Source organism: Streptomyces sp. rh34, from assembly GCF_002551245.1.
In the GTDB taxonomy this organism is placed as follows: Bacteria; Actinomycetota; Actinomycetes; order Streptomycetales; family Streptomycetaceae; genus Streptomyces.
The window spans coordinates 1-4,536 of sequence record NZ_NTGZ01000395.1 but is presented as its reverse complement, the minus strand read 5'-3'; the positions used below and the strand labels follow the sequence as shown (position 1 = coordinate 4,536).

Genomic DNA, 4,536 nt, shown 5'->3' with positions numbered 1-4,536 from the left:
CCGATCCACAGCGAGGCGTGCAGCAGCGCGGGCGCCACCATGAGCATGCCGGCCCGGCGCCGTCGGCGTCCGGGGCCCGTGGGGGTCCGGCGGGTGCGCCGGGCCGGCGCCGATTCAGGAGGTGCGGGCGGCCGCACGGGCCGCGCCTTCAGTACGGATGTCGCTCCCACAGTGACGGGTCCTCACATCCGGCCGATGGCGGCCTCGGCGAGCCGGCCGAGCTCCGCGATGGCGTCCTTCGCCGACTGACCGCCCACGATCGCGGGCTCCAGCGTCGGCTTGATCTTTTCGCGGATCTCCATCCAGGCGGCGGTGCCGCCCTCGGACGCCGCGTGCTGGAGGTTCTTCAGGGAGAGGTCGACGAACTGGTTCTCCTTGACGTAGCCGGTGTCGTCGAGATCCCGCAGCCCGGGCACCGAACCCCGCTGCTGGGCCGCGCCGAGGATCGATTCGGGGGTGGCCAGCCACTCCACGAGCGCACGGGCCGCGGCCGGGTGCCGGGAGCTCGCCGACTGGGTGACGAGGGTGCCGCCCTGGAGCATCGCGGGCCTGCGGTTGGCCAGGACGAACGAGCCGAGCCTGTCCTGCCCGATCAGCTCCGGGTTCTGTTCCTTGACCTGGACCCAGAGCGCGCTGGTCGTCATCATCATCGAGGCCTGGCCGGTCTGCACGTTCGACGGCGCTCCGGCGGCGGTCTTGCGCGCGTAGTCCGCCGAACCGTCGGCCACCAGGTCCTTGAAGAACTGGAGGGCCTCCACCCCGCGGGCGTCGGTGAACAGCGGCTTCCTGCCGTCCTCGCTGAACAACTGGCCGCCGTTGGCGAAGAGGAAGGTCTCCCAGCACTGGCGCAGATCGATGGAGAACGGGTCGAACCCGACCCGGCCCTTCTTCGTCAGCTGCTTGGCCACGGCGCGCAGTTCGGACCAGTTGGCGGGCGTCTTACGGATGCCCGCCTCGGCGAAGTGGTCCTTGCGGTAGACCACGATGCGGGTGTCGAGCACGACGGGCAGGGCGTACAGCTTGCCCTCGTGGCGGGACGGCTCCAGCACCCGCTTCTCGTAGTCGTGGGCCTGTGCCAGCTTCTCCGGCAGTTCCGCGATCGCCCCCTTGGCGGCGAACGGCGGGATCCAGCCGACCCCCATCATCAGCACGTCGGGCAGCAGGCCGCCCGCGAGCCCGGTGGTGATCTTCTCGTTGAGCTGGGCGTACGTGGTGTAGTCCACGTTCACCTTGACGTCCGGATACTTCTTCCGGAACCCGCCGAGGGTGTCGCCCTCCAGGAGCGTCTTGCCCTTCGCGCCCTCGTAGATCGGGGTGAGGAGGGTGATCTCGCCCTCGGCGGGACCGTCGGGGGAGCCGGCCGCCGAGGTGCCGGTGCCGCAGCCCGTGAGCGCGGCGGCGGTGCCCGCGCCGATGGCGGCGAGCAGCGACCGTCTGTTGAGTTCCATGAGGCACCCCTTTTGAGGTGGAGTCTGTGGATCGATCCAGTGAAGGAGTCCCGGCCATGGCTGGGATGTACTGGTAAATCGATGCACTGAGACTAGGAATGCCGCTGGAGTGGCGTCAACAGCTGATGCACAAGAATTTTTCGACCAAGTTAACGGGTGTATCGGTAGAGAGACTTCAGTAAATCGATACACTAGGGTCGTCAGGGAGTTTCGAACCGGAGGTGGCATGAGCGGGGTAACGATCCATCAGGTCGCGGCGGCTGCGGGCGTTTCCGCGAGTACGGTCTCCAACGTCCTCAACGGGCGCACCGACCGTATGCAGGCGGCCACCCTGGCCCGTGTCGAGCAGACCATCGAGCGCCTCAGCTACCGGCCCAACCGCGCGGCGCGCATGCTGCGCACGGGCCGTATCAAGGTGATCGGCCTGATCGTGCCCTCCGTGGCGAACCCGTTCTGGGGGTCGCTCGCGCGGGAGCTGGAGGCCATCGCGCTCGCCGAGGGGTACCACGTGCTGCTCTGCAACAGTGAGCGTGACCCCGCCCGGGAGCTCAAGTACGGGGAGGAGCTGCTGGCGGACGGGGTCAGCGGAGTGGTGCTCTGCTCCTCGCTGCCCTCGCTCGAACACGTCGAGCCGCTGCTCAGCAGGGGCCTGAAGATGGTCGCCTTCGACCGCACGGCCCAGGCGGGCGACCCGCCGTCGCTGGCGAGCATCAGTGTGGACAACGCCATGGGAGCGGAGCTGGCCACCCGCCATCTGCTGGAACTCGGCCACCGAAGACTGGCCTTCGTCTCCGGCTCGGTCAACAGCGTCAACCGCCGCGAGCGACTGCGGGGCTTCCGCGCCGCGCTGGAGGAGGCCGGCATCGACCCGGCCGACGTCACGGTCTGGCCCGGGGCGGACACCACCGAGTTCGGCGACAAGGACGCGGCCGAACTGGGTCGCAACGCCGCCCGTGAGCTGCTCTCCGGGCCCCGCCCGCCCACCGCGTTCGTCGCCATCAACGACATGTGCGCGATCGGGATCTGCCGGGGCGCCAAGGACGCCGGACATACCGCCGGGCGTGATGTGTCGGTGGTCGGATTCGACGACATCCTGCTCGCCGATCTCTTCGAGCCACCGCTCACCACCGTCCGCCAGCCGCTGCCGGAGATGGCGGCGGAGACCTTCCAGCAACTGCGCGCCCGGATCGAGTCGGCGCCCTCGGCCGGCCGCTCCCTGCTGATCCGTCCGCGGCTGGTGGTCCGGGAGTCGACCGCGCCCATGCCCGGGTCCTTGGCGGCGCAGGCGGACGCGGTGACTCCGGACGCGGTGACTCCGGCGGGGTGACTCCGGACGCGGTGACTGTGGCGGGGTGAGGAGGCTGCGGGCTCAGTCGGCCGAGGGCGCCCAGCCCGTCGCCTCGATCCGGCCGGCGTCCCGGGGCCGTTCCGCGTCGAAGACCGTGCGGTGGCCGTCGAGGACCCGCAGCCCGTCCACGTACGCGCCGCGTCCCACGTACAGCCGGTCGGTGGCGTAGCGCCAGCGCAGCCGTACGTCCCGGCCGCGCCAAGCCGTCAGGTCCGCCTCCACCCGGTGCCAGACGCGCCCCGACCAGCCGGTCACCGAGCCCGCCGGGTGCGGCTGCGGGCCCGGGCGGTGGCCGGGGCCCGGCGCCAGCGTGGTGAACGGCACCGGCTGCCAGTCCTGCCCCGCCGACGCTTCCAGGAAGAGGCCGTCGGCGGCCGGTTCGGTGTCCCACCACAGCGCGCACTCCAGGCGGGCCCGTGCGGAGTCCAGGCGCAGGGCGGGCAGGGTGAGGGTGGCGGTGGACGCGCTCGCCATCCCGGAGAACCACGCCGTACGCCCCCGTTCGGGCCGGACCGGAACGGCCCGCGCCAGCTGGTTGGCGGCCGCCACCCGGGGCGCGCTGCCCGAGCGCCAGCTCCGCACCGGGTGGACGGAGTTGCCCAGCACGATGAGGAAGGTGTCGGTCGACGGGTCGAGCACCAGGCTGGTCCCGGTGAATCCAGTGTGCCCCGCACTGCGCGGCGTCGCCATCGCGCCCATGTACCAGTGCTGGTAGAGCTCGAAGCCGAGGCCGTGTTCGTCGCCCGGGAACGCGGTGTTGAAGTCGGTGAACAGCAGGTCGACGGAGTCCTCGGACAGGATGCGGGAGCGGCCGTAGACCCCGCCGTTGAGGAGGGTCCGGGCGAGGACCGCGAGGTCCCAGGCGCAGGAGAACACCCCGGCGTGGCCCGCCACCCCGTCCAGGCTGAACGCGTTCTCGTCGTGCACCTCGCCCCAGACCAGCCCGCGTTCGAGACCGGACCACGGCAGCCGGGCGTCCTCGGTCGCCGCGATCTTCGGCTTCCAGGAGGCGGGCGGGTTGTAGCGGGTGCGGTGCATCCCGAGCGGGGCGGTGATCTCGTCGCGGAGCAGAGCGTCCAGCGGGCGGCCGGTGATCTTCTCCAGGATCAGCTGGAGCGAGATCAGGTTGAGGTCGGAGTAGAGGTAGGCGCTGCCCGGGGTGCTCGCCGGGACCTCGTCCATGAGCATCCGGAGCTTCCCCTCCCGGGTCGGCTCCTTGTACAGCGGGATCCACGAACGGAAACCCGAGGTGTGCGTGAGCAGGTGACGGACCGTGACGTCCTGTTTCCCGCCGCGCGCGAAGTCCGGGAGGTACGAGGCGACCGGGGCCTGAAGCTCCAGTTCACCGCGCTCGATCTGCTGGACCGCCAGGAGTGAGGTGAACAGCTTGGAGATCGAGGCCAGGTCGAAGACGGTGTCCTCGGCCATCGCGATCTGCTGGTCCGCCGGGAACTCCACCCCGGTGTCGGTCTTCTCGTCGTACGCGGCATAGCGCACCGCCTTGCCGATCGGCCGGTGCAGCGCCACCGTTCCGCCCCGCCCGGCGAGCAGGACGGCGCCCGCGTACCACGGGTGCGCGGGGGAGTCGGCGAGGTAGACCTCGGCGTCCCGGACGAGCTGGTCCAGCGGCCCCTGGAGCAGCCCGGCGCGCGCGGCGCTCCCGCGCCGCAGCGTGGGCCGGTGCGTTCCTGCCTCCATGTCCGCTCCCGTGTCCGCCGCGCTGCCCGTCACCCCTGTGCC

The 4,536-nt window shown here is 71.1% G+C and carries 3 protein-coding genes; 1 reads left to right on the top strand and 2 read right to left on the bottom strand.

Features of this window, described 5'->3' with window-relative positions:
* Positions 1-182 precede the first annotated feature (182 nt).
* A complete protein-coding gene (locus CR470_RS35965; RefSeq protein ID WP_097871786.1) occupies positions 183-1,448 on the bottom strand; it encodes an ABC transporter substrate-binding protein in 1,266 nt (421 codons plus the stop codon).
* A gap of 226 nt (positions 1,449-1,674) precedes the next feature.
* On the opposite strand from CR470_RS35965, the gene CR470_RS35960 reads away from it, so the two are divergent.
* Complete coding sequence (locus CR470_RS35960; protein WP_097871784.1) at positions 1,675-2,775, top strand: LacI family DNA-binding transcriptional regulator; 1,101 nt, start codon at positions 1,675-1,677, stop codon at positions 2,773-2,775.
* Between the two features lie 42 nt (positions 2,776-2,817).
* Here CR470_RS35960 and CR470_RS35955 read toward each other — a convergent pair.
* The coding region (locus tag CR470_RS35955) for a serine hydrolase domain-containing protein (RefSeq protein ID WP_107489539.1) at positions 2,818-4,536 on the bottom strand (1,719 nt) is incomplete at its 5' end.